This window comes from Pseudomonas sp. NFPP02 (assembly GCF_900119355.1).
GTDB classification, from domain to species: domain Bacteria; phylum Pseudomonadota; class Gammaproteobacteria; order Pseudomonadales; family Pseudomonadaceae; genus Aquipseudomonas; species Aquipseudomonas paracarnis.
In genome coordinates, this window is record NZ_FPJI01000003.1 from 343,069 (window position 1) to 368,413 (window position 25,345).

20 protein-coding genes are annotated in these 25,345 nt (G+C 61.4%); 12 read left to right on the top strand and 8 right to left on the bottom strand.

What is annotated here, in order from left to right:
- Positions 1 to 240 precede the first annotated feature (240 nt).
- The 4 genes from BT204_RS07615 to BT204_RS07630 all read right to left on the bottom strand — a co-directional run bounded on the left by BT204_RS07615 (position 241) and on the right by BT204_RS07630 (position 3,862).
- Entirely contained in the window at positions 241 to 1,173 is a 933-nt protein-coding gene (locus tag BT204_RS07615; protein ID WP_054917510.1) for a pyridoxamine 5'-phosphate oxidase family protein, read from the bottom strand.
- An 80-nt stretch (positions 1,174 to 1,253) separates the two neighbouring features.
- On the bottom strand, positions 1,254 to 2,138 hold the full coding sequence (locus BT204_RS07620; RefSeq protein ID WP_072446213.1) for a LysR family transcriptional regulator: 885 nt from the start codon (positions 2,136 to 2,138) through the stop codon (positions 1,254 to 1,256).
- Positions 2,138 to 3,058 carry a LysR family transcriptional regulator gene (locus BT204_RS07625; protein ID WP_072446215.1) on the bottom strand — a complete coding sequence of 307 codons (921 nt, stop codon included), beginning with the start codon at positions 3,056 to 3,058 and terminating at the stop codon, positions 2,138 to 2,140. The genes BT204_RS07620 and BT204_RS07625 overlap by 1 nt, the downstream gene beginning before the upstream one ends.
- Positions 3,059 to 3,229: 171 nt before the next feature.
- Entirely contained in the window at positions 3,230 to 3,862 is a 633-nt protein-coding gene (locus tag BT204_RS07630) for a glutathione S-transferase family protein (RefSeq protein ID WP_034128205.1), read from the bottom strand.
- A 215-nt stretch (positions 3,863 to 4,077) separates the two neighbouring features.
- Between BT204_RS07630 and BT204_RS07635 the strand changes: the two genes are divergently transcribed.
- Together BT204_RS07635 and BT204_RS07640 are read left to right on the top strand one after the other, a co-directional pair.
- Positions 4,078 to 5,154 (top strand): aldo/keto reductase, encoded by a 1,077-nt coding sequence (locus BT204_RS07635; RefSeq protein WP_072446218.1) that lies wholly within the window; start codon positions 4,078 to 4,080, stop codon positions 5,152 to 5,154.
- A gap of 355 nt (positions 5,155 to 5,509) precedes the next feature.
- Positions 5,510 to 6,715, top strand: a complete 1,206-nt coding sequence (locus tag BT204_RS07640; RefSeq protein WP_072446220.1) for a DUF1835 domain-containing protein — start codon at positions 5,510 to 5,512, stop codon at positions 6,713 to 6,715.
- A gap of 15 nt (positions 6,716 to 6,730) precedes the next feature.
- On the opposite strand, the gene BT204_RS07645 is transcribed toward BT204_RS07640, so the two are convergent.
- Positions 6,731 to 7,252, bottom strand: a complete 522-nt coding sequence (locus BT204_RS07645) for an ANTAR domain-containing protein (protein WP_014719098.1) — start codon at positions 7,250 to 7,252, stop codon at positions 6,731 to 6,733.
- A 204-nt stretch (positions 7,253 to 7,456) separates the two neighbouring features.
- Between BT204_RS07645 and BT204_RS07650 the strand changes: the two genes are divergently transcribed.
- The 10 genes from BT204_RS07650 (at position 7,457) to BT204_RS07695 (ending at position 22,207) form a co-directional block, all read left to right on the top strand.
- On the top strand, positions 7,457 to 8,140 hold the full coding sequence (locus BT204_RS07650; protein ID WP_229999901.1) for a fimbrial biogenesis chaperone: 684 nt from the start codon (positions 7,457 to 7,459) through the stop codon (positions 8,138 to 8,140).
- Between the two features lie 23 nt (positions 8,141 to 8,163).
- Positions 8,164 to 9,147, top strand: coding sequence for a fimbrial protein (locus BT204_RS07655; protein WP_054898363.1), 984 nt, complete (start codon positions 8,164 to 8,166; stop codon positions 9,145 to 9,147).
- 57 nt (positions 9,148 to 9,204) lie between these two features.
- Positions 9,205 to 12,003: an ATP-binding protein gene (locus tag BT204_RS07660; protein ID WP_054898362.1), complete on the top strand. Its 2,799-nt coding sequence runs from the start codon at positions 9,205 to 9,207 to the stop codon at positions 12,001 to 12,003.
- A complete protein-coding gene (locus BT204_RS07665; protein ID WP_003192443.1) occupies positions 11,990 to 13,183 on the top strand; it encodes a response regulator cyclic di-GMP phosphodiesterase PvrR in 1,194 nt (397 codons plus the stop codon). Before BT204_RS07660 ends, BT204_RS07665 begins: the two co-directional genes overlap by 14 nt.
- Before the next feature lie 70 nt (positions 13,184 to 13,253).
- Positions 13,254 to 16,427, top strand: coding sequence for a hybrid sensor histidine kinase/response regulator (locus tag BT204_RS07670; RefSeq protein WP_072446223.1), 3,174 nt, complete (start codon positions 13,254 to 13,256; stop codon positions 16,425 to 16,427).
- Between the two features lie 23 nt (positions 16,428 to 16,450).
- Complete coding sequence (locus tag BT204_RS07675) at positions 16,451 to 17,098, top strand: response regulator (RefSeq protein WP_054898360.1); 648 nt, start codon at positions 16,451 to 16,453, stop codon at positions 17,096 to 17,098.
- A gap of 198 nt (positions 17,099 to 17,296) precedes the next feature.
- A complete protein-coding gene (locus tag BT204_RS07680; RefSeq protein WP_014719104.1) occupies positions 17,297 to 17,899 on the top strand; it encodes a fimbrial protein in 603 nt (200 codons plus the stop codon).
- Between the two features lie 75 nt (positions 17,900 to 17,974).
- Complete coding sequence (locus BT204_RS07685; protein ID WP_014719105.1) at positions 17,975 to 18,715, top strand: fimbrial biogenesis chaperone; 741 nt, start codon at positions 17,975 to 17,977, stop codon at positions 18,713 to 18,715.
- An 85-nt stretch (positions 18,716 to 18,800) separates the two neighbouring features.
- Positions 18,801 to 21,311, top strand: a complete 2,511-nt coding sequence (locus tag BT204_RS07690; RefSeq protein ID WP_054898359.1) for a fimbria/pilus outer membrane usher protein — start codon at positions 18,801 to 18,803, stop codon at positions 21,309 to 21,311.
- 59 nt (positions 21,312 to 21,370) lie between these two features.
- Positions 21,371 to 22,207 (top strand): 5'-nucleotidase, lipoprotein e(P4) family, encoded by an 837-nt coding sequence (locus tag BT204_RS07695; protein ID WP_072446226.1) that lies wholly within the window; start codon positions 21,371 to 21,373, stop codon positions 22,205 to 22,207.
- A 171-nt stretch (positions 22,208 to 22,378) separates the two neighbouring features.
- On the opposite strand, the gene BT204_RS07700 is transcribed toward BT204_RS07695, so the two are convergent.
- The 3 genes from BT204_RS07700 to BT204_RS07710 are packed head-to-tail and all read right to left on the bottom strand — an operon-like array spanning position 22,379 to position 25,330.
- The gene (locus BT204_RS07700; RefSeq protein WP_072446228.1) at positions 22,379 to 22,801 is read right to left on the bottom strand and encodes a RidA family protein; all 423 of its coding nucleotides are present in this window, start codon (positions 22,799 to 22,801) and stop codon (positions 22,379 to 22,381) included.
- 11 nt (positions 22,802 to 22,812) lie between these two features.
- Positions 22,813 to 24,396: a flavin monoamine oxidase family protein gene (locus BT204_RS07705; protein WP_072446230.1), complete on the bottom strand. Its 1,584-nt coding sequence runs from the start codon at positions 24,394 to 24,396 to the stop codon at positions 22,813 to 22,815.
- Positions 24,397 to 24,406: 10 nt separating this feature from the next.
- Positions 24,407 to 25,330 carry an ABC transporter substrate-binding protein gene (locus BT204_RS07710; protein WP_054917520.1) on the bottom strand — a complete coding sequence of 308 codons (924 nt, stop codon included), beginning with the start codon at positions 25,328 to 25,330 and terminating at the stop codon, positions 24,407 to 24,409.
- Between the last annotated feature and the right edge of the window lie 15 nt (positions 25,331 to 25,345).

Sequence of the window (25,345 nt, forward strand, 5' to 3'; positions counted from 1 at the left end):
TTCAACATCCAGCAACATTTCATGGGGGAAGCGCTGAACCGGGAATGCCCGGGGGCCTGATGAAAACGCGCAAACCCAGCGGACAATGACATTCCCCTGTGGGAGCCGTCGAGCTTTAGCGAGGCCGCGATAGCGGTGGGTCAGGCAATGAATATGTTGACCGTGCCGCCGCCATCGCAGCCTCGCTGGGGCTCGACAGCTCCCACACTGGATAGGCTGCGCCTGGGAGAGTGCGCCAGGCTACCAAGTACCCATCGCCAGGCTGTGCGGCGAAAACTCCGCGAATTGCCACCGCAACGCCAATGCTGCCGGGCGGCGGACCACATGTTCCACCGTTACCGTCCACAGGCGCTGCGCGCCTTCGAACTCAGCCACTTGCGGCCCGCTCAGGATCAACGAAGTACGCCCGGCCACTTGCAGCACGTCACCGGTCTCAAAATCAACAAACAACAACCCCGCCACCGGGTTGGCGTGCAGGTTGCCGAGGGTGTTGAAGAACAGGTTGCCGGCAAAATCCGGGATGGTCAGTACGTTGCCTTCCACCCGCACAAACCCCGTGTTGCCGCCGCGATGGGAAACGTCCACCGAGCGTTCGCCGTGCTGGTCGACGTAGCTGGCGACGAAGAAGGTGTCGGCTTGGCGGATCAGCGCTTGAGCCGCATCGTCCAGGCGGCGGCTGCGCTCGGCCAGGTTGCCGGGTTTGCGTGCAATGCCAGCGACGGGCCGCAGTTGGATGTATTTGGGGCAATTGCCGAAGGTGTGCACTACGTCCACCGCAAAGCCCTCATCCTCAAGCGATCCGATCCGGCCATTCATGCGATTGCGGCGGCGGGTGTTGAGGTCGATGCCCAGCAGGCCGATCGCCGCGCCATCCGCTATCCCAGCCCAGGCGGGATCGCTTTTGGCGGGCAGGCTGTCGATCTGCAGCGTGTGTGGGTCCGGTGAATGCGCAAACCCTGGAGCGCCTTCCAGCATCGTTGCCCAGGGGATGCCTTGTTCGTCCACCACACCCGCGATCAAGTACGGCAGCAGCGGATAAAAATCGCGGTGCTGCTCAGGCAAATGATCACGAATGACCTTGGGCCCGATCATGGCCATGCGTTCAGAAACGCCGGCACTTTCCTGCATGTGTCGTTCGCCGACATGCCAAGGGGATGGTTCAATCGAGTACATGGCGCTCACCTCCGGTTAGATACTGAAGATGCTGCGCCCATGCCGTGACAGAGAGAATGCCCACCCTGGGCAATCCACTATTACGCCAACTGAAACGCCGGATGCTCGCGCAACGCGGTGACGCAGTAGTCGACAAAGCTGCGCACGCGCATCGATGCATGACGGCCTTCGCGGTAGACCACATGCACCGGCTGCGGCGGCAACTCGAAGGTAGGCAACAGGCGCTGCAACTGGCCGCTCGCCAGGTGTTCGTGCAGTGGATAACTCAAGGCTCGAATCACGCCCGCCCCCTGCACCGCTGCATTGATCGCGCCTTGGACAGTGGCGCAACGCAGCCGGGCGCGAGCCTTGAGGGTGTAATGCGGGAAATCCCAGTGCACCGGGTCGGCGCTGGCAATCAGATGATGCTGCTTGAGTTCAGCCGGATGCCGGGGTTCGCCCCGGGTCGCCAAGTAAGCGGGGCTGGCACATACAACAGTGCGCACCTGCCCGACTTGCCGCGCAATGAGTGACGAGTTGGGTAATTCGCCGACCAGCACCGCCACGTCCAGCCCTTCTACGTGCAGGTTAGGGAAATAGTCGTGGTAATGCGCGATGACACGCACCGCTGGGTAGCGATCCGCATAACCGGCCAACAGCGGCGCCATGACATAGCGGCTGAACAGTAACGGCAGAAATATCCGCAGGTCGCCCTGGGCCTGCACATGCAAACCGTTGGCCGAGGCCTCGGCCGCGTCCACCGCTGCCAGCAGGCGCACGCAGTCGGCAAGGTAAGCCTGGCCTGCGTCGCTCAGGCTGACCCCACGGGTGCTGCGATGCAGCAACACCACGCGCAGGCGTGCCTCCAGGCGCGCAACTGCACGTACCAGCGTCGGCCCGGAAACCTGCGCATGACGTGCCGCCGACGCCAGGCTGGGTTGCCCGGCCAGCGCGGCAAACAGCTGCATATCGCGATAACGCTCCATCAGGCACGCTGCTTGGTCGCGGCGTTCAGGGCCGGGTCCTGCCCGAGGCGATGGCTGAGGAAATCCACAAACGTATTGACCTTGGCCGGTACTCGGCCGTTTTGCTGGAACACCACGTGGATCGGCAGCGGCGCCGGTTCGAAATCCTCCAGTACCAGTTCCAGTTCCCCCGCCGCCACCGCTGCCGCGACTTGATAAGACAGCACCCGCGTCATGCCCCACCCCAGGCGGGCCAGGTTGATCGCGGCATTGTTGGCGGTGACAACCAGGCGTGGCGCGATCGGTACCTTCAGCGGCTGGCCAGCGTCAACGAATGTCCACTCACTGACCAGTTGGCTGGACGATGAGGTGACGAGCTTGGCCTCACGCAACTGCTCGGGCCGCTGGGGGCGCCCGTGTTGGTCAAGATAAGCCGGCGATGCGCACACCACCCGGCGTACTTCGCCGACCTTGATCGCTTGCTGCCCGGATTGCTGCAGGTGGCCGATACGCACCGCCACGTCCACACCTTCGTCGGTCATATTGACCACCCTATCGACCAGCAAGGCGTTGATACTCACCAACGGAAAACGGTCCAGATAATCCCCCAGTACCGGCGCCACATACAGCTCGCCAAACAGTACCGGTGCGGTCACCGTCAACTGGCCGCCCGGGATGGAGTAGCTGCCCGCCGCCGCTTCCTCGGCTTCGTCCAGCTCGGCAAGGATGCGTCGGCAATCGTCCAGGTAACGCTGGCCGGCTTCGGTCAAGTGCAGGCTGCGGGTGGTGCGCGCCAGCAACTGCGTGCCGATGCGTTGTTCCATGGCGGCAATGGCGCGGGTCACGCTGGGCGGCGACGTGTTCAGGCGCCGGGCGGCAGCAGCGAAGCCCTCCTCCTCGGCCACGGCCAGGAACACCTGCATTTCATGAAATCGATCCATCTCTACGCCTTCTGATTATGTGTCCCCCTGTGGCGAGGGAGCTTGCTCCCGCTGGGGCGCGCAGCGGCCCTGAAAGCTGCCAGCGCGGTTTGGCTGAATAAATACGGCAGCCTTGTTGGGGCTGCTGCGCAGCCCAGCGGGAGCAAGCTCCCTCGCCACAGGTGTTGGGCTTCAACTCGATTGCAAACCGACAGCCGTGCGCGGCATGCCGACAAAACCCGGCAGTGCTTCGATGCTGGCGAGCCAGGCGCGTACCTCAGGGTAGTCGGCCAGGGACACATTGCCTTCCGGCGCATGGGCCACGTAGGTGTAGAAAGCGATATCGGCAATGCTGGGCTGCTCACTGGCGAGGAAACGGCTCTGGTTCAGTTGCTGTTCCATCACGCTCAGCAAGGCATGGGCACGGTTGATTGCACTGACAGTGTCCACCTCGGCGCCAAACACCGTGGCCAAGCGCGCCGTGGCAGGCCCGGCATGGAGTGGGCCGGCGGCGGCCGAGAGCCAACGCTGCACCCGGGCTTGCCCGACAGGGTCGCTCGGCAGCCATTCGCCGCGGCCATAGGTGCTGGCCAGATAAATCAGGATCGCATTGGAGTCGGCCAGTACCGTGCCGCCGTCATCAATCACCGGCACCTGGCCAAAGCTGTTCAGGGTGGTGAGGAACTCAGGCGTTTTATGCGCACCTTGCTTGAGGTCCACCAGGATAAATTCACTCGCCAGCCCCAGCAGGGACAACATCAGTTCGACCCGGTGGGAATGGCCGGACAGGGGGAAACCATAGAGTTTGATCGCAGGCTGGGTCATGACAGGCTCCAAATGAGTGGGTATCGACGCCAGGGATGTTCTACCACTGCCATGTCTGGCGGAATGACCAGGATTCACAATCCAGCATTTCATCCAGCGAAACAATCTTCATTGACGTCATAGCCAAGCTTGGCGCGAGGTTTTCATGAAAAAATTCAAACTATCGCCGCCCCCGTCGTTCACACCTTCACGTGCAACGTTAAGTAGGAGGCAACATGCAGTACCGACAACTGGGTCATTCCGGCCTGCTGGTATCGGAAATCATCCTGGGCACCGTGCCCTTTGGCGGTCGCGCAGAGTTTGAAAAATGCGGTGCGGTGGACGTGCCCCTGGCCAAGCGCATGTTCGATATGGCGTTCGACGCCGGGGTGAACATGGTCGACACCGCCGACCTCTATTCCCACGGCCTGGCCGAAGAAGTGGTGGGCAAGGCGCTGGGCGACAAGCGCAACGACATTCTGCTGGCCACCAAGGGCCGCAGCCCGGTAGACGACAACCCCAACAACTCCGGCTCGTCGCGCTACCACTTGATCCGCGCCTGCGAAGCCAGCCTCAAGCGCTTGGGCACCGACCACATCGACTTGTACCAACTGCACAACTGGGACGGCATGACGCCAATCGAAGAGACCCTGGAAGCCCTGCGCCTGTTGGTCGGCTCGGGCAAAATCCGCTACTTCGGCACCAGCAACTTCACCGCCTGGCAGATGATGAAAACCCTGGGCAAGGCTGAACTGCACGGCATGCTCAAGCCGATTACCCAGCAGATCTACTACACCCCGGAATCCCGCGAGGCCGAGTACGAGTTGCTGCCGTTGGCCCTGGACCAGAAGGTCGGCACTTTGGTATGGGGCCCGATGGGCGAAGGCTTGCTGACCGGCACGACCCGACGCGGGCACAAGCCGCCCGCCAATACCCGCCAGGGCAGCGGTTGGCCGGAACCCTACGTCCACGACCAGGAGCGTGCGCTGGACATTATCGAGACCCTCGCCGCCGTCGGTGATGAACACGGCGTCTCGGTCGCCCGCACCTGCCTGGCCTGGCTCAAGGATCGCCCGGGGATCACCTCGCTGATTATCGGCGCCCGTACGGAAGCACACCTGCGCGATAACCTGGCGGCCACCGAGCTGAAACTCACCGAAGAGCAGTCGGCGCGCATCGAAGCCGTCACTCGCCGTCAGCCGTTGTACCCCTACTGGCACCGCTTCACTGCCGGGATTGATCGTTTTGATCCAGCGGAGCAACCCTTCCTGGCCGAGCATCAAAAAACCCTGGCTGCGCGCCAGGACAAGTAAAACAGCACCCGCTCCAATGCCGATGAATTAAGCGAACGCAATGCTCAAAGCAACGAAGATCCAATGTGGGAGCTGGCTTGCCTGCGAAAGCGGTGGTGCAGTAACAGATGCAGCGACTGACCTACCGCTTTCGCGAGCAAGCCCGCTGCCACACAGGGACTGCGCTTGACTGAGTGGCACTGGGGCAATGCCCACATTTTCAGGGTTGCACCGAACGGCAATGCTGCCTATATTTCCCGTCTGGCGCTCTCTACGCCACCTTCCGCGGAAAGGGCTGCGCCCAAGACATCCCAGCTCCAGCTCATTTCTACGACTCCCAACCTTGAAGCGGAAAAGGTTTGTGCAAGGAGCTCGTATGTCGCAACGCCCTTTAGCCTCCACTACCCATGGCCGCCTCAACCTTGAGCAGCAGCGCAAGCGCGCCAAGGAACTGTTGTCGCAGCTGAAAAGCTTAGACCCCAGCGCAACCTTGTCCCAGGCTCAATGGCAGGTAGCCAAACAGCTGGGCTTCGCCAGTTGGCCCAAGCTCAAGGCCCACGTCGACGCCCTCGACTTTGCCGCCCGCCACCCTGGTTTCGATGCCAGCGATGAATCCCGCACCACTCATTGGCGGTGTGGTAATGATATTGCCCACAGCCTGCAACTGGCCGGGTTCAAGGGACAGTTCCGGATGCTCACTGACCCGTTGTGCATGGGGCCAGTGCGTGAACTACCCAGCGAAGCGTTCCGAGCGATGCGCAGTACCTTTATCAGTCAGGCCTTTGCCCTTGACTCCACTGAAGTTGCGCATCGCATCAACGATGAATACAACCAACTACAAGCCTTGAACAACGCCGATCACAGTGTGCTGTGGTGCGAGGCGGACGCCTACGATCAATTGTTCCTGGTCCGCGCCCTGGCTGGCCTTGAGCAGGCGCCGCGCAAGCTGGAGCTGATTGAGGCAGACCGAATTCCCGGCGTCGAGAGATTTATCGGCATAGGCCAATTGGCCCCCGATGTGCTGGCCTGGCTCTGGCCGCAGCGGCGCTTGATCGACGACGACGCAGTGCAGTTGGCCAAACGGGCCTGGTCGGCTTACTGTGACAGCTCACCGCTCAAGCTCGCGGAACTGGCCCATGGCAATCACCCTGCCCTGCCCTTTCTGGCGCCGGCGTTACGGCGTCAGTTACAGGAGTTGCCGGGTCTCGAGGACGGGTTGTCACTGACTGAACGTTTGTCCTTGAAATATATTACTGAGGTCGGGCCTGTGCCTTTCGGTCGGGTGTTTGCCGAGTTGATGGCCAAGCGCGAGCCACTGCCTTTCCTGGGCGATATGATGTTTCACGCGCTGCTGCGCCCATTGATTGATGGGACGGCGCCGCTGCTGATCGAGACCGAAACGAACATGGAGTGGCCGCGCCGCGTATTGGCGCTGACGCCACTGGCGCAGCAGGTACTGGACGGCAATGCCTGCTGGCTGGACCACGCCAGCCATGAGCGCTGGGTCGGTGGTGTGTGCCTGCGGCCACGGCAACCTCACTGGGCACTGGACCATGATGATCTGCCCGTCTGGCGTGACTGATGCTGCACGATACGATCAGCGCTTGGGAAACAACCCCACGGCACATGCCACCACCGTCGGGTCGCCTTGATAGACCGCCCGCGGGCTAATCGAAGGCTGGGACGCTCGGCCGTCCACGGCGTGCAGCATGGGCCACTCAGCGATCGGAGAACTGTGTGCCGGATCGACAATTTCCATGCAGCGTCGTAGGGAGGTGAAGTCGGGCGACTGTGACAATGACAGGTGCAGGGTCTGGCTAACCGAGACCGACACTACAGAGCGCTGCGCACATTGCCCGTCATAGATCAGCGTGTGGCGGATCAACGGGTTGTCATGGCAGTACTTGAGCAGGTTGACCTGCCGTGAGTGCACCAGCGCAGTATTGATGATCAGCAGGTCAAACGCCACAACGCCCGAGCGTGTCAGTGCCTGCAACTCGTCGAACGAACTCAACGGGGCGATGCGGTGATAGCCCAGCTGGTTGAGCATTTTCTCGATCTTGATCCGTTGCAAAAGCTCTGCATCGGCAATCAGAAGGCGTAACGCTTTATTGGACATAGGGTAAACCTGACAGTTGGGCATCCGCGTCGATCATTCAACGCTGAGCAAAGTAACCGTCAGGGGTGAACCCTGACTTTAAGGCGATTCTGAAACGGCAATCAGGGGCACACCGTACTTTTAAGAATCGCCTCAAAGCCTTCGTGCCACTCGCTACCTACCATGGTCTGCGTTCCCTCACCCGACCATGGAATTGCCGTGTTCATGTTTCTACTCAGAGTGGTGCTACTGGCCTGCGGGCTGCTGGTGCTTGCACCCCCGCCTGCCAATGCGGCGCTGAAGATCGAAGGCACCCGCCTGATCTATTTCGGCCAGGACAAGGCCGCCGGTATCAGTGTGGTCAACCAGGCCTCGCGGGAAGTGGTGGTGCAAACCTGGATCACCGGCGAGGACGAATCAGCCGACCGTACCGTGCCCTTTGCCGCCACCGAGCCATTGGTACAACTGGGCGCCGGGGAGCATCACAAGCTGCGCATACTGTATGCCGGTGAGGGCTTGCCCAGCGATCGTGAATCGCTGTTCTGGCTCAATATCATGGAAATCCCGCTCAAGGTCGAAGACCCCAACAGCGTGCAATTCGCGATCCGCCAGCGGCTCAAGCTGTTCTATCGCCCTCCCGCACTCCTGGGCGGCTCGGCCGAGGCGGTGCAGCAGTTGGTATGGAGCAGCGACGGGCGCACGGTGACGGCCAACAACCCCAGCGCCTTCCACCTATCGCTGGTCAACCTGCGAACCGACAGCCAGACACTCAGCGATTACCTGCTGCTCAAGCCTCATGAACGCAAAACCCTGACCGCGCTCGACGCTGTACCCAAGGGCACCACTCTCCACTTCACCGAAATCACCGATATCGGTTTGCAAGCCCGTCACAGCACGGCGCTCAACTGATAAATCACGGGGTATTTGAACCGATGTCACTGACCAAACGCTGTTTACCGCTTCTGGTGTTGGCCTGCGCGGTCTTGCCCGCCACCAGCCACGCACTGGCCTGCCGCGAGGACGGCACCAACTCGATCATCACCCAGGAAGCGCTGGGTACGGCGCTGGCGGTCGCCGCCGACGCACCTAACGGCACTATCATTTGGGAATCAGGCCCGCGCTCGACCAATGTCATCTGCAAGGACGACTACCTCCACGGCCGTGAGGAAGTGTATTTCTACGTCAACCCCGCCAGCGTGAGTATCGGCACCGGGATTCGCGTGGGCATTCGCTACAACAACCAACCGATTACCCAAAGTACCGGCAAGGTCGGTACCGGTTTCTTCTCCGACCGAGGCTGCAATTTGTCCAACTGCGTGGGCTGGGACAAGGCGCGCTTCACACTCAATTTCAGCGTGTTCATCGAGAAGTACGACCCCACGCCACCGAGCGGCCAGGCCAGCACGCTGACCTCTTACCGCGTGTTCCAACTGGACGGCGTGCGCGGGCTCAACTCACGCCCCAACAGCAACTTCAATTATGTGGTCACTGGCATGAACGATATCCGCTTCGTGCCTTGCACTCCCGAACTGACCATCAGCCCCAGCGTGGTCAACTTCCCCACACCTTCGCGCAAAGCCTCGATCGGTGAAGTCGCCAGCAGCGCAAACTTCAGCCTGAACCTGCGCAAGGGTTGCGACACGCCCTATACCGTCAGCGCACGCTTCGCCACCACGCCGGGCGGCGGCAGTGTGAACAATGGCCTGCTGGTGCCGGACAACAACAGCTCAGTCGGCATCTCGCTATCTCGCGCCGAGAGCCAGCAGCAACTGCCCTTCAATAACTGGTTCACGCTGCAGGAACTGATGGGCCTGGGCCAGAGCCACGATGAATTCCGGGCCGACCTCAAGTGGCGCACCCTACCGATTCCAGGAGCGTTCGATGCTGCCGTGGTGGTGGATATGTACTACAAGTAGGTGATTTTTAAGGATCGTCTTATGCCACCGGCAAAGGCCCAGACGTAAAGTCTGCCGATGCGATTGAAAAGTTATCTGCTCCAGATCAACCCCGTCCTCTCCCGACCCGAAGCAGCCAGAAGGCTGCTTCGTATTTTTGCGAGCGTGCTGCTGGTAGGCATCCTCAGCGGGGTCTATACCTTTTTGCTGTCGACCTTCAACAACGACATCTCCCAGCGCCGCGGCTACATGAGCAGCGCCATTGCCGAAGCCCATACCTTTTTCACCAACCGCCAAGCCCTGCTCGAAAGCCTGAGCCTGTCGGCAGTGCGCAAGCAGTCCAGGGTCTATCCATCCTCGGCCGAAGAACAGCACCTGGAATTGGGCGACACATCGGGCAACCAGTGGAGCATCTGGCTGACCGCACGCATGCGCGACTACCTGAAGGCCAAACAGCTGAACCTACTCTATGTCAACGCCGGCCCCAACCCGCAAGTGATGCGCCTTTACGACGCCACCGCGCAGGTATTGCCGATTTCCAAATGCATGCTCAACCGCCTCAAGGCCCTGCAGCACACCGACCCGGCCACACTTAACGAACTTTGGCTGAGCGACAGGACTGAACAGCACTCGCACCTGTACATCTTCATCCGCCTGGACGAACGCGACCCCGACTCCGGCTGGCTCGGCCTGGAGATGGATAGCCGTGAAGTCTCCTCGACACTCAGCGACCAGAGCGCCGGCGAGTTCATGATGCTCAATTCCCAGGGCATGCTGGTGTTCACCAACAGCACCGATACACAGTTGAGCCAGCAACAGCTGAGGCCCGGCGAAGACAGTTTTTTCGGTTTTGTCGGCAACGGCTGGCTACCCGACCACCTGGTGATTCGCAAACACCTGAAGTCCTCTGAGTGGCAGTTGATGTACTCCATCGACCTGCGTGCAGTGGTCACTGGCCTGTGGAAACAGCTGCTCGGTTCGTTGTTGCTCTGCCTGTTCAGCCTGACGCTGATCGGGCTGGTGATGCGCCGCGTCGACCAGCGTTTTATCATTCCGTCGATCCATCGCATCCAGGCGCTGATCGAAAGCGAAGCCTTCGGCCGCGATGTGATCCAGACCGCTCCTGTGGCCCTCTGCGTGCTGCGCCGCACCGACGGCCAGGTGGTACTGGAAAACGCCCTGGCCCAGCAATGGCTGGGTAACGGGCCGGAGCGCGAGGCGCTGCGCGCCGGCTGGATCGAGCAAGCCTTTGCCAACGGACCTTCCGAGCGCAGTGACTACTTTGAAACCATCGATGGCCGTCACCTGTACCTGAGCAGTGCACCCACCCGCTACAAAGGCGAAGACGTGCTGTTTTGCGCCTTCAGTGACATCAGTGCGCGCAAGCAGGTCGAGGCGGCGCTGGAAGAGGCGCGGCAATCGGCGGACGCAGCCAACGCGGCAAAAACCCTGTTCCTGGCGACCATGAGCCATGAAATCCGTACACCGCTGTATGGCGTGCTCGGCACCCTGGAACTACTGGCGCGCACGCAACTGGATGCACAACAAAAGGACTACTTGCAGGCGATCGAAGGCTCATCGTCGACCTTGCTGCAACTGATCTGCGATGTGCTGGACGTATCGAAGATCGAGGCCGGGCAGTTGGCACTGGAGATGGGCGAGTTCTCTGCGCTGGACCTTGTGCATGAAATCATCCAGGGCTACGCCGCAGCGGCCCACGCCAAGGGCCTGCAGTTGTATGCCTGCTTTGATCCCAAGCTGCCGGAACGTCTGATCGGCGACGTAACGCGCATCCGCCAGATTCTCAATAACCTGCTCAACAACGCGGTGAAATTTACCGACTATGGGCGCGTGGTGCTGCGGGTCAAGGTGCTGGGCCGCGACGGAGAACGCTCCAGTCTGTTGTGGCAAGTCTCGGACACCGGCAAAGGTATCGCCCAGGAAGACCAGGCGATGATCTTCGAGCCGTTTTACCAGAGTGAGGGCAATACCAATGTGGTCGCCGGCACCGGCCTGGGCCTGCCTATCTGCCAGCGTCTGACGGAGTTGATGAACGGCAATATCCGCATGGTCAGCGAACTCGGCCTGGGCAGCAGTTTCAGCCTGATCCTGCCGTTGGAAGAAGCATCTGTTCCACCGATGACACCGTTGCTGGCCGAGACCATTTACGTGGCCTCGCCGATCCCGGAACTGGCAAACGCCGTCGCCGGCTGGTTGCGCCGTTGGGGTGCGAGGGCCCAGGCCGGCTTGCCGACGCTGGCGGACACACATCTGCTGTTGCAAGTGCACCCCGGCAGTGTCGACCCGTTGCTGGTGCCCGAGTGGCCCGGGCCGGTGATTCACGTGAGCAGCAACGCCTGCCCCGGCGTAGAAGCCGACGCCGGCGCCTGGCACGTCAACCTCAACCACCTGGGGGCTATTCATCAGGCCGTGAGCCAGGCGCAAGGGCTATGGGTGGCCCGTGCCGATGAGCAAACGCACCGGCGGGATCTGAACAAACTCAACCTGCACCTGCTGGTGGCCGAGGACAACATCATCAACCAGCTGATTTTGCGTGATCAACTGGAAGAACTCGGCTGCACCGTGGAGCTGGCGGCCGACGGTCAGCAAGCGTTGCAGCTCCACACCGCCGGCAACTTCGACGTGGTGTTGACGGATGTGAACATGCCCCATATCAACGGCTATGAACTGGCGCGTGAACTGCGGCGCCAGGGCTGCACGTTGCCGATTATCGGGGCCACCGCCAACGCCATGCGCGGCGAGGCCGACCTGTGCCTGGCCGCCGGCATGAACCATTGCCTGGTCAAACCCTTTGCGTTGCGGGCTCTATTCAACTCCCTGGCGCCTTATGCACGGATCACCCATGAAGCCCCTTAGTATTCTGATTGTCGAGGACCATCCCCTGCAGCATATCTACCTGCAGAACTTGCTCAGCGAGTTGGGAGACTTCCTGCTCGAAACCGCCGAGGATGGCAAAGAAGCGCTGGAGCGCCTGCGCCAGCGGGACTTCGACCTGGTACTGACCGACCTGCTGATGCCCGGCATGGACGGCGTGCAGTTTATCCAGTGCCTGGCCAGCCTGCGCTGCAAGCCGGCGCTGGCAATCATGAGTGCGGCGTCGAGGCGCATGCTGATGGCGGCCAGCCTGGTGGCGAAAAACCTCGATGTGGAAGTGCTTGGCCTGATTTCCAAGCCCGTGAACGCCGAGGCCTTGCGCACCCTGGTCAACCAACTCAGGAACAGGGTGCGCACGCCTACCCCCGAACTGCCCGAGCACATGGACATCGACCGTCACACGCTGGTGCAGGCCATGAGCAGCGGCCAGTTCCAGGCCTGGTTCCAGCCGAAAAAATCCCTGGCCAACGGCCGTATCGTCGCTGCCGAAGCCCTGGTGCGCTGGATGCACCCCGAACAAGGCGTGATGCTGCCTGCCGCGTTCCTGCCGGCAATCAAGGCGTTCGAACTGGAGGAGCGGCTGTTGTGGCTGGTGCTCAAGCAAGCGATCCACGCCCAGGAACACTGGCGCCAGCGCGGCTATGAAATTCCAGTGTCGATCAACCTGCCGACCCACTTGCTCAACAGCCATGACCTGGCAGACCGTTTGCTGGAGTTCGTGCTGCACCACGATGGTATCCCGGGAATGATCTGCTTCGAGTTGATGGAATGTTCGGTGCCGCAGGACATCAGCAATTTCTACGCCGGCGCCTGCCGATTGCGGATCAAGGGGTTCGGTTTGTCCCAGGATGATTTCGGCAAGGGCTACAGCTCCTACCTCAATCTGGTGTCCACGCCATTTACCGAACTGAAGATCGACCAGGCGCTGGTGCAGGGCAGCCACGACAACGAAGGCATCGCCCAGGCATTGGCGAGCATTATCGCGCTGGGCCGCAAGTTGGGTCTGACGGTGGTTGCCGAGGGCGTGGAGACCCCGCAGCAATTGGCGCTGCTGCGCAAAATCGACTGCAATCAGGTGCAGGGGTTCCTGATCTCTCACGCAGTGTCTTCGGACCAATTTCAGCAGCTACTGAACAATGATGGCCCCGCGACATCTCACTAGCTGGCGGCCACGATCATAAGGAGTAAGCTCCATCCAGTGCCGATTTATCCTGCGCCTGCGGAAACCCCTGATGAAGCACAATAACGCGATTCTCGAAGCCTTTACCCGCAGCTCATTGCGCCTGAACAAAGGCTTGATGGTGTTGATGGGAATCGCGTTGCTGCTGATGCTGACCAATTACTGGTCTCTGCACCGGGGCGTCGAAATTCGCTACAGCGCGATGCGCTTTCACTTTGCGCGGCTGATGGAAAACCTCGCAGAACAGCAAACCTACCTCAAGAGCCTGACACACCCCGGCATCCAGGCCGAACTGCTGCACGCCACCAACGTGCAGGTCAGCCTCAAAAGCCGCATGGTCGACAACCGTCGCACGCTGTACGAGGGCCAGAAGTATTCGTTTTCGGTGCCCTTCAGCGTCAAGTTCGATGAACAGCAGATCAGCACCGCCGCGAGGCCGCCGATTTTTGCCCTGGGTGCGCACTTGACCAGCTACTACAGCGCCTTCTGGTCCTCCTCGCCGTACGAGGCGCCGCAAACCTTCCTGCTCAATCGCCAGGCCGACTACGCCATCACCATTCCGTCCGTGGGCTATCAGCACCGGGAAAGCCCCGAGGATACCGACAACCCGGTGGCCCGGGTCAACGCCGTGCAGCAAATCCTTGCACAGGCGCCGCAGCCACTGGAGCAGAATCGGGTGTATTGGCAGGCCGGCCCCGAACCCGAACATTTGCTGGCCTACATCGGCCTGCCACTCGACGCCCAGGGCCAGGCCGTGATCGGCACCCTGCTCGACGTGTCGCAGGTCGACGATGTACAGCGCGCGCTGAATCACTCGGCGTTTGATCGCTTTACCCTGATTGGCCCTGACGGTAACCGGTTGATTGGGCCAGCCAACCAGGCGCAGCTCAGCGATGGTGTGCATTTCACGGCCGACGGCTTTGAATTCAAGGTCACCGAGGCCGGCGACCAGCCCTGGAGCGCGGTCTATGGCCTGAACTACTCGCACTTCTTTCACTCCGCATTGTGGCCGTTGAGCACCATGGCGTTGGTGCTGTTCAGCCTGATTACACTGGGTTGGGCTGGCAGCCGATGGTATCGACGCCAGGTGATCACCCCAGCACAACTGGCCCACGAACGCATCGCCGAAAGCGTGGCGTTCAGCCGCGTGATAATCGACACCGCACCCACTGGGTTATGCGTTGTGCGACGCAGCGATGGCAGGGTATTGATCGAGAACCAGCGCGCCCAGCAATGGCCGGGCACCTCACGCCTGGTGGAGGCAATGGCCGGTAAGCACGATGGCGCCGAGAGCGGTGAGACGCACTTGGAGATCGAAGGCCGGCACCTGCAGATCGGCTTTGTGTCGACCCGCTATCAGGCTCAAGACGTACGCCTGTATGCATTCAACGATATCACCCGGCACATCGAAGACGCCCAGGCCCTGGAAGAGGCACGTCATGCCGCCGATGCGGCCAGCGAGGCCAAGACGCTGTTCCTGGCAACCATGAGCCATGAGATCCGCACGCCGCTTTATGGCGTGCTCGGCACCCTCGAATTGCTCGGCCTGACCGACCTCGACCCGCACCAGAAAACGTACCTGCACACCATCCAGCGTTCGTCCGCCACACTGTTCCAACTGATCAGTGATGTGTTGGATGTCTCGAAGATCGAGTCTGGGCAAATGGCGATAGAAGCCGTGGATTTCTGCCCGCTGGACATGCTCGAAGATACCTTGCACACCTACGCCGCCTTCGCCCGGCGCAAGGGGTTGCAGCTTTACAGTTGCATCGACCCGCAGTTGCCGAACTGCCTGATGGGCGATCCGATGCGCATCCGCCAGGTCCTCAATAACCTGGTGAGCAACGCCATCAAGTTCACCGACTTTGGGTGCGTGGTGATTCGTGCCAGGGTGGTGGGCAGCGACGCCAATAATGTCGACCTGGAATGGCAAGTCACCGATTCCGGCGTTGGCATTGCCGAGGCGCAGCAGGCCAAGCTCTTCGATCTGTTCTACCAGGCACCGGACACCGCCAGCGAAGGCGGCACCGGGCTTGGCCTGCCGATTTGCCGGTGGCTGGCGCAGATGATGGACGGCGAAATCCGCGTGGTCAGCGAGCCCGGGCTGGGCAGCAGCTTTACCCTGAAAATACGCTTGCCACTGTGTTGTGGTGCACTGACCAACCTGCCGCTGATCGAGCCCAGCTCGACGCCGGTGTATGTGCAGGCACCGGTACGCGAACTGGCGCAGGCAATGAGTGACTGGCTCAACCGCTTGGGAATCACCGCCGCCCTGGCCGCGACCACCCAGGACAAAGACAGTCACCACGCGGTACTGGTAGAACTGTTACCCGGCGATCCCCCTAAGCCATGGCCCGGCCAACGTGTGCTCTGCCTGCCCGGTGCACACAGCCCGCCGCTGCACACAGCCCAAGGCTGGGTGGTGGATATGCACGACATACGCACCATCGCCGCCACCGTATCACTGGCGCAGCACGGCAGGCACGAGCAACCCACAGCGACCCGGCCACAAAGCGCCGGGCGGCTAGAGCTGCGCATCCTGGTGGCCGAGGACAACCCGGTCAACCAGGCGATTATCAAGGAACAGCTGGAGGCGCTCGGTTGCTCGGTGAGCCTGGCCGCCAACGGTGAACAGGCGTTGCAGTTATGGCAACCGAAGGCCTTCGACCTGGTGCTGACCGACGTGAACATGCCGTTGATGAATGGCTATGAGCTGGCCAGAACCTTGCGTGAGCATGATCCACACTTGCCGATTATCGGCGTGACCGCCAATGCAATGCGCGAGGAAGGCGTACGTTGCCTGGCAGTGGGCATGAACGCCTGGATCGTCAAGCCCTTGAGCCTGCAAACCCTGCGCGATCAGTTGATCAAACTGTGCAAAGTCAAGTCGCCGGTTGAGCCTGACGCCCAAGTATTCGACGATCGCGTGCAACTGTCGGACAAGATGCGCCCGCTGTTCATCAGCAGCGTGCAGCAGGATATGCAGCGCATCGGCGCGGCCCTGGTCCAGCGTGATGCTCATGGCCTCGGCCAATTGCTGCACTCGATCGCCGGCGCTCTGGGCGCAGTGCAGGCGCTCAGCCTGGCCCAGGCCTGCATCGAACTGGAAAGCGCACTTAACCGCGGCAGCCTCGACACAACGCTTGAGCTCAAGGTGAAGACTGTGATGCAGCGTCTGTCGGCCGTTCTGGAGACTCTCCAGCTCGGGCACTCTTCACTCACTTGAACTGGCACTACGGACGGCCCTTTATGAAAAAATTCAACGTGGTAATCGCGGACGATCACCCGATCGTGTTGCTTGGCGTTCGCGAACTGGTAGAGCGTGACATGCGCTTTCAAGTCGTCGGCGAGGCCGTGTGTTCGGCCGGCCTGATCGAGCTGTTGCAGCATCAAGGCGCTGACATCGTGATTACCGACTACAACATGCCGGGCGACTCGCCTTATGGCGATGGCCTGAAGCTGGTGGAGTACCTCAAACGGCACTTCCCGCAGGTACAGATCCTCATCCTGACCATGATCTCCAATCACCTGATTCTCACCCGCCTGCAAGAGCTGGGCGTGGTCGGCATCATCCAGAAAAGCCAGTTGCATACCGAGATTCAACTGGCACTCAAGGCGATCGCCCAAGACAGCGACTATCGCAGCCTGGAGCCGCCAAAGACCTCGGTGATAGAGACCCTCACGGCAATTGACGAGCGCTTTACAAGTTTGTCACCCAAAGAGTTCGAGATCCTGCGCCTGTTTATTTCCGGCATGAGCGTGAGTGACATTGCGCGCCGCCAGAACCGAAGTTCAAAGACCATCAGCGCACAAAAAGTATCGGCCATGCGCAAACTTGAAGTGAGCAGCGACCAGGACCTTCTTGCTTATTGCCTGGAACGTAACATCTTCAACTAACGCATAACTTGCAAGCCATTTCTGGACAATGGCTTCGCCATTTGTTTTCTGGCTCTTCACTGCTGCAACCGTGCAAATAACCTGCCCGCCCCAGCGCTTATAAGAATCGTCTTATTCGCTCCTACCGCCTCGTCGCCTACTCTTTGCTCGCAGTTCAACAACAGCACTTTTTTCCAACTAAACCTTACGGACATCATCATGAAGAAGTTTTCCCTGGCTGTTATCGCCTCGGCTATTATCGCGGCCTCCGGCAGTGCATTCGCCGAAGGTGAAGCAGCAGCGCCAACCCTGGGCGGCAGCGGCAAAATCACCTTCACCGGCGTGATCAACAACGACGCGTGCTCGGTGGACGGCGCCAACTCCGACCGCACCATTTCGGTGGACATGGGCAACGTTTCGATCAAGGACATGGGCACCGCGGAAAACCCAACCGCAGGTCGTGTGACCGCCAAAGACTTCAACCTGAACGTCAACTGCAACCAGGGCACCAAGGTCGCCATGATCTTTGACGCCAACAACGGCGGTTCCGGCCTGGTCACCGGCAAAAAAGTACTGGCCCTGAACCCGGGTTCGGCCACTGCACAAAACGTCGGTATTGCCCTGCTGGACAGCAAGGGCAGTCTGATTGACCTCAGCTCGCCAAGCACCGCACGCATTGAAAGCACCATGCACGGTGCAGGTACTGAAGGCGGCGACGCCACCCTGAGCTTCGCGGCCGCCTACGTCACTACCGCAGCGGCGGGTTCGTCGACCGCCGGTCGCGGTGACGCCACCCTGCCGTTCATCCTGCAATACGAATAATTCGGCGCCCCGGGCACCGAACGCGCGAGGCCTTGCGGCCTCGCCATTGTCTTCTGATTACACCGGATAACCCTCATGCCGCCTCGTTCTATCGCCGCATGTCTGGGGCTGCTGGGCTTGCTCATGGCTACCCAGGCCGCCGCCAGCATTTCATTGAATGCCACCCGTATCGTGTTTGACGGTGACCACAAGGAAGCCAACATCACCGTGCGTAACGGTAACCAGGATGTATTGATTCAATCCTGGGTCGACATGAACGACGCCAGCGCCAGCCGTGCACCGTTTGCCGTCACCCCGCCACTGGCCCGGGTATTCGCCAAGGAACAACAACTGCTGCGCATTCTGTATGAGGGCACCGGCATGCCCACGGACCGCGAGTCGGTGGTGTGGCTCAATGTGCAGGAAATCCCCCAAGCCAGCGAATCCGAGAACACCTTGCAGTTGGCCATCCGCCAACGCATCAAGATTTTTTACCGCCCTGCCGGTCTTACCGGCAGCGCGCTGCAAGCCCCTGCACAGCTTGAATGGACGCTGGCCAAACACGGCAGCCAAACCCTGTTGCAGGTGAAAAACCCGACGCTGTACCACGTGTCCATGGCCGACATCAAAGTGCAGGCGGTAGTGGCCAGCGACTCCACCATGATTGCGCCCGGCGAACAAAAACAGTTTGCGCTCAGTGCTCCAGTTGCCAGCGGGCCGGTGCGGTTGTCGTTTTCCAGCATCAATGATTACGGCGCGCAGAATCACTACAGCGCGCCACTGTCTAGCGGCACTGCGCTACCGGCGTATGCGACTGAATCGCGACTTAACCCCTAAGCACTTTCGCTAACTCACAAGCTCACTTCGCGTGCGTGTTTGCGTGCCCGACTGTCCGTCAATCAGGGATGTCATAGGTCTTCGCATGTCTTTTCTTTCCAGCAACAGGCCCGCACGTGGCGTATTGAAGTTGAAGACGCTGTCGCTGGCGATTGCTGCCAGCTTGCCCAGTCTGACCATGGCCGATGACGCTGCGCAAACCTTCAACACCACCTTCCTGCAAGGCTCGCAGTCGCCGGTGGACTTGCAGCAATTGCTCTCGGCCAACAGCGTGCTGCCGGGCAATTACCGCGTCGACCTGTACAGCAACGAAATGCTGGTGGGCCGACGCGATATCGATTTCAAGCGCAACCCGAAAAACGGTCGTGTAGAAGCCTGCCTGACCCTCGACCTGCTCAAGCAACTGGGTATCGACCTGCACCGTTTGCAGGCCGAGGGCAAACTTGACCCGCAGCAGCCGCAGGACTGCTACGCCCTTGCCGACATGATCGAAGACGCCAGCGTGCGCTACGACAGCAGCCGTCTGCGCCTGCTCGCAAGTATCCCGCAGGTGGCGATGCAGCGTGGCTTGCGCGGGTATGTCGACCCACAGTTGTGGGACGACGGTGTGCCCGCCGCTTTCATCAACTACCAGCTCAACAGCAGCCGCACCGCCGGCGACTATAAAACCCGCATTGCCAATAACCTGGGCCTGCGCAACGGCATCAACCTGGGGGCCTGGCGCCTGCGCAACGAGTCGAACCTGAGCGGCGGCACCGATCGCTCGAACACCTTCACCAGCAACCGCACTTACTTGCAGCATGACGTCACCGCGATCAAGGGCCAGTTCAGCGCCGGTGAGATTTTCTCCGACACTGACCTGTTCGACAGCGTGCGCTATCGCGGGGTCAAGCTCGCCTCTGATGATGGCATGCGCGCCGACAGCGAGCGCGGCTATGCCCCCGTAATCCGTGGGGTGGCGCAGACCAACGCGACGGTGGAAATCCGCCAGAACGACTACATCCTCTACACCGCCAACGTCGCGCCAGGCCCGTTCGAGATCAACGATATCTACCCCAGCGGCTCCAACGGTGACCTGCAAATCACCGTGATTGAAGCCGACGGCACGCGCCGGGTGACGATGCAGGCGTTCTCCAGCCTGCCGATCATGGTGCGCGAAGGCCAGGTGAAATACAGCGTCTCGGCGGGCACGTTCAAAAGCAATGCCGATGGCCTGGCCTCCCCGCGCTTTCTCAGCGGTACGCTGGCCTACGGCTTGACCAGCAACCTCAGTGGGATTGTCGGTGTGCAAGCCAGTGAGGACTACAGCGCGCTGTCGATCGGTGCCGGGCGGAACACCTCGTTCGGTGCGTTCTCCCTGGATACCACCCATTCGTCCAGCAAGGCCCAGGGGCGAACCTCCCAGGGCAGCAGCGTACGCGCCTTGTACGCCAAGACCTTTGCCGGCACCGATACCAACTTCACCCTGGCCGCCTATCGCTACTCCACCGAGGGCTATCGCACCCTCACCGACCATGTGGAAGACAGCAGCGAAGACCTGCGCGTACGCACCGGCCACTCGAAAACCCGCACCGACCTGACCATCAACCAGAGCATCGGACGCAACAGCGAATTCGGCAGCCTGTATGTGAACGCCAGCGACCAACGCTACTGGAATCGGGGCGGCTCCCAGAGCTTTTCCGCGGGCTACACCGGCAACTGGGGCGACCTGAGCTACAACCTTGGCGTGACGCGCACCAAGCAGATCGTCACCTGGGGCGAGCCGAGCAGCGACACGCAGGTGAACCTGTCGGTGTCTTTCCCGCTGGGCAGCCAGGCCCGCGCGCCACGGGCGTTTGTCACCACCAGCCACCAACGTGGCGATACCACCACCCAAGCGGGCATCAATGGCTACGTGGCCGATACCAGCGACACTTTCTATTCGGTGCAGGCCGGCCACAGTGACACCAGCGGCGACTCAGGCTCGGTGAACGTCAACAGTCGCACCGCCGTGGCAGATGTCAGCCTCGGTTACAGCCAGGGCCAGGGCTACAACTCACAGAACTTCAACCTCGCAGGCTCGGTGGTGGCTCATGCGGGTGGCGTCAACCTGGGGCAGACGGTCAGCGAGACCTTCGCCCTGGCCGAAGTACCAGGCGTCTCTGGTGCCAAGATCAGCAGCTACAGCGGGGTGGAGACCGGGTACAACGGCTATGCCGTGGTGCCCACTGCGCAACCCTACCGGGTCAACTGGATCAGCCTGGACACTCGCGATCTGGGAGGCGACGTGGAAATCACCAACGCCACCCAGCAACTGGTGCCGCGCCGTGGCGCCATCGTGGTGGCGCATTACAGTGGCACTAGCGGGCGTCGCGTATTGTTTGAGTTGTTTGATGCCCAGCATCAACCGCTGTCGTTTGGTGCCTCACTGGAAGACGCCAATGGCAAGCAGTTGGCGATTGCCGATCCGAATGGCAATGCCTTGGCACTGGTGGAAGAGGATCAGGGCACGCTGATCATCAAGTGGGGTGAGCAGCATTGTCGTGCCACCTATGCGTTACCACCGCAGAACAAGGCGCTGAACTATGAGCGCCAGTCACTGGTGTGCACGCCTTGATTGTGCGGGTAATTGCGCTACTGTGCTGACCACGCGCCTACCCTCTGCGAGACTTGCTCATGCGTAACTTGTTATTCGCCAGTGTCTGCCTGTTGACCACCGCTCTGGCAGGCTGCCAGCAAACACCCCCGGCCAACGACCAACTCGATGCAGTGCTCTGGACCCAGACGTCCATCGAGCACGAGCTGATCTACCGCCAGCTCTTCGCCAACGCCACCCGCCAACTGGATGTCGCCCTGGCCGACCCGAGCTGGGACGCCCTGCCCTTTGCCCCACGCAACCTGGCCGGCTTGCCCCCGGCCGTGGTGGTGGACATCGACGAAACGCTGTTGGACAACGTGCCCCTCAACGCTCGCGACATCATCAACAATCAGGTCTATTCCTACGATCGCTGGAATACCTGGGTCGAGCAGGCCAAGGCCCAGGCGCTGCCAGGTTCCGTGGCGTTCCTGCAAGCGGCCAGACAAAAAGGTGTCAAGGTGTACTACCTCACCAACCGCGAACACAGCCAGGTCGCGGCCACCGCCAAAAACCTGCGTTTGCGCGGCTTTCCGATTGAGAGCGACGAACAGATCCTGGCGGCCAGCACCCCCACCGGCCACTGCGAAAGCGCGGGCTACGGCAAGCAGTGCCGCCGCCAGTGGGTCGCCAGCCATGCCCGCGTGCTGTTGTTGGCCGGTGACTCGCTGGGAGATTTCGTGCAAGCCGAACACAACACCCTGGATGCACAACGCAAGGCCGTCGAACCCTATGTGAATTGGCTAGGCCAGCGTTGGTTCCTGCTGCCCAACCCGAGCTACGGCAACTGGTATAGCGCGCCGTATGGGGATGATGAGAGCTTGCCGTTTGCGCAAAAACGCAGGCTCAAGCAGCAGGCATTGCTGTTGCAGGAGTAGGTGGAACCTCTGCCATGATGATCGTTCCCACGATCTGCATGGGAATACATTCTGTGACGCTCCGCGTCACCTTGTGCAGTGCGTGGCGCTTGCGAGGCGATGGGACGCGGAGCGTCCGGGGCGGCATTCCCACGCAGAGCGTGGGAACGATCCGCAGAGTGACGGGTGTGATCACACCGCCCTGGCCGCAATCGCCTCCACCTCCACCAACGCCCCCGGCAACGGCAACGCCACTACTTGCAACGCGGTGCGCGCCGGTTTGTTTGGCTGTTCGGGCGTGCCAAAGAACTGGGTATAGCCGCGCTGCAACCCGGCAAAATCCAGCTTGCCACCGGTCTCTTCGGCGCCGACCAGAAACACCCGTAACTGCACGATGTCGCCCAGGTCCAGGTCGTGTTGGCGCAGGATCTGGCGCAGTTTGTTGAACACTGAAACGCTCTGCACTTCGGTGTCGCCATACACCCCAGGCACCTTCGGGTCGGCGGGGTCCGGCAGCGTGCCGCTGACAAACACCAGGCTGGCCGAGGCCGGCACGGTGACGGTTTGCGAGATGGGGAATTCGCCGACGCTGGTGCGTTGGATGCTGTCGCTCATGGTGAGGCTCCTCAGGATGCGGCCAACGCCGCGATTTGGTGTTGTTGGGTGATGCGCTCGGCCAGTTGCGCGACCACATGGCGCGCCGAGTTGGCTGCCGATTCCTGCCAGATACCCACGCCGCTCTGCACCAGGCCGTCGCCGGCGAAGTACACCCGGCCATGGGGCTGTTCAAGCAGGGCGTGGGCCTCGGCGGGGAAGTGTTCGCGTTGCAACCACGGGCCTTCGCTGTAGGGGATCTGCTCCCAGGACACCGCCAGAGGATTGCGCAAGTGCCTGGAGTAACCTGGATGCAACAGCTCCACGGCTTGCCGGGAAGCGGCGTACTGCTGATCGAGGGGCTGGCCGCCAAACACGTCGGCACCCTCGCCGGTCACGTAACCGGCCACCAGCACGCCTTCGCGGGTGTTGAGGTCGTTGCTGGGGTACCACAGCAGGCGCGCCGGGTGCTCGATCCACGACAAGCCGCCGTAGGTACGGTAGTCGGTCTCCCAAAAGCGCGGGGATTGCCAGGCCACCTTGGTCGCCTGGTCGCTGCGGGTGATGAGCAGGGCCGCCTTGACCGGCGCGCTGAAGTCCGTGTCGAGCTTGGCCAGCAGGGGCAGCGGCAAGGTGGAGACCAGAAAGTCGGCACGCACCACCTGTTCACGGCCACTGTGCTGGTCGTGGTAAGTCACCGCCACGCCGTCCTCCAGCTGGCGGATCTGCCGCACCTGGGCGCCCAGTTGCACCTGCTCCTGCACGCGTCGGTAGAAGGCCTCGGTGATGCGGTCCATGCCGCCCACTGGCTGGAACATGGTGGCCGAAAATTCCGGGAACTCGGTGTGCAGTAAAGCCCCCCAGAGTTCCGGGTGCAGCAACCGCTCTAACGTCAACGGCCTGCGGCGGTCGGGCAAGGCGCCAGGGTGGGCGGCAGATTCAAGGTGCCCGGAGCGCAGGGTGCCTTCAAAAGCCAGCTCTTGGGACAGGTCACCGTACACCTGCAAAAAACCGAGCAGGCGTGTGCGCTCTTCGCCACTTAATACATCATCGAGAGCGTCGCGTTGCACCGCCTTGGCCAGCAACCCCGACAGATGCCCGCGGGTATCGTTGAGCGCCTGGCCGACACTGAACGCCGCTTGGCTGAGGTCCGGCCGCACCTGGGCGCCATGGCTGCTGTTGACCAGCACTTCCAACGGCACGCCAAGCTCACTGCAATATTCGAGGATTGTGCGATGCTGGCTGGGGATGCGCGCCGGCCCGGCGTTGAAATACTGGCCTGGGTCAAACCTCACCGTCTGCGAGCGACCGTCCTTATAGTCCACGCGGTCGCCGTTACGCAGGGTCCAGGTGCGGCCACCCACGCGCTCGCGGGCCTCCAGCACCTGCACACTGAAGCCGGCGCGCGTCAACTCCAGCGCAGTGACCAGCCCAGCAATTCCGGCGCCCAGCACCAGAACCCGAGTGCCCTGCCCCAGGTCGTCCTTGAGTTTCAGCGGTTGCGGTCGGCGGTGTGACGATGGGCCCAGGCCCAACACCGCCAATGCGTCCTTGACCGCCTTCTCACCGCCGACTGCGGCAATACTCGATAGCGCTTCACGTCGTGTCAGTCCCATGTCGATGCTCCTAGTCCGGCAGGCCCGGTGGGTTGATCAGCGACTTATCGACGCGCTCGACATCCAGGCCCCAACGTTGGAGCACCTGCTCGTACTGGCCGCCGGCAATCGCACCCTGCAGTGCCGTGTGGATCGGCTGCACCAGGCCGTTGTCCTTGCGCGTGGTCACCGCGATATCCGCCTGCAACGGCCAGCCACCATTGACGGTGCCGACACGCTTGATGCCGCCGGTGATCGCTGCCGAATAGGCATACACCGAGTTCGGCCCGAACAGTGCGTCGCTGCGCCCAGACTGCACCGCCAGTTGTGCGGCGGCCTGGTCGTCGAAGTACTGCAACAACGCAGGTTTGAGGCCGGCTTTCTCATTGGCCTCGTTCCACGCCAGCAGGACTTTTTCCTGGTTGGTGCCGGAGCCGACGATGATCTTCAGCCCGGCAATATCCGCCGCCTGCTTGATCTCACTGATCTTGCTGGTGCTCTTGACGTAAAACCCGAGCACATCCTGGCGGTAGGTGGCGAAGTCGAAACGCTTTTTGCGTGCCTCGGTCACGGTGACGTTGCTGATCACCGCGTCGTATTTGCCCGAGCTGACGCCCAGGGGCCAGTCTTCCCAACTGGTCTGCACGACGTTGAGTTGCAGGCCAAGGCTGTCGGCTACCAATTGGGCGGTGTCGGCCTCGCTGCCGATGGTGGTCTTGTCGTCACTGGCCAGCAGCGCTAGCGGTGGCCCGGCTACGCCTGACACGGCCACGGTGAACTTGCCCGGCTGGGCGAACTTGAAGCCGGGCGGGATCTGCGCGATGGCCGCTTCATTGCGTGGCGCATGGATGCGCGGGCGATCGGGGCTGAGGTCGACCTGTTGCACGGCAAATGCGCTGTGGGCAGCGGCCCCGGCAATTGCCAGCAGGACGACACGGGCAGTGGTGATAAACATGGGCAGTCACTCCTT